The organism is Mesorhizobium sp. M7A.F.Ca.CA.004.06.1.1, assembly GCF_003999135.1.
GTDB lineage: Bacteria > Pseudomonadota > Alphaproteobacteria > Rhizobiales > Rhizobiaceae > Mesorhizobium.
Genome location: NZ_RZPQ01001383.1, coordinates 1 through 571, shown reverse-complemented (window position 1 = coordinate 571; position 571 = coordinate 1). Strand labels below are relative to the sequence as shown.

Sequence of the window (571 nt, the reverse complement as noted above, 5' to 3'; positions counted from 1 at the left end):
TGGATCGCGCCGCTGCGCCGCCGCCAAACGCTGGCATGCGAAAGCCGCGACATCGATTGCGTGTGGAACCTGACCGGGCTGGAGGACTGCCACCTGCCGGCGGCGCGAAGCCTCGATCTCGTCCGCATCCTGCAGGAAGGCCTGACCAACGTGCTCAAGCACAGCCAGGCAAGCCGCGTCGTCATCGACCTGCACCGGCGCGGCGAGACGCTGAGCCTGGCCATCCAGGACAACGGCGTCGGCTTCGATACCGTCTCGGAGGCGCCCGTCCCGGGCACCGGCCTGCGCTCGATGCGGGCGCGGGCCGGGCGGCTGGGCGGCACGCTCGACACGCGGTCGCGGCACGGCGAAACCGTGCTGGCCCTGCAAGTGCCCGCGGCCTGAGCGGCGTATCCCGGCGCGGCGGGCATAGCTAGTTTCAACGATACCCGCCCTTGGTCTCGGGTGCTATGCCCCCGGGAACATGCACGACTGCGTCGGTGCTGATCTGGGGAGCCTGGCCTTGACAGGAATTGCCATCGTCTCGAAGCGCGGCCTGCTGCGTTCGACCGCCCTCGCGGGCTGCCTCCTG

General features: G+C 70.2%; 1 protein-coding gene. It reads left to right on the top strand.

The features are described from left to right. Nucleotides 1–384, top strand: a 384-nt coding sequence (locus EN906_RS36485) for an ATP-binding protein (protein ID WP_348629314.1), incomplete at its 5' end; no start/stop codon positions are given. Between the last annotated feature and the right edge of the window lie 187 nt (nucleotides 385–571).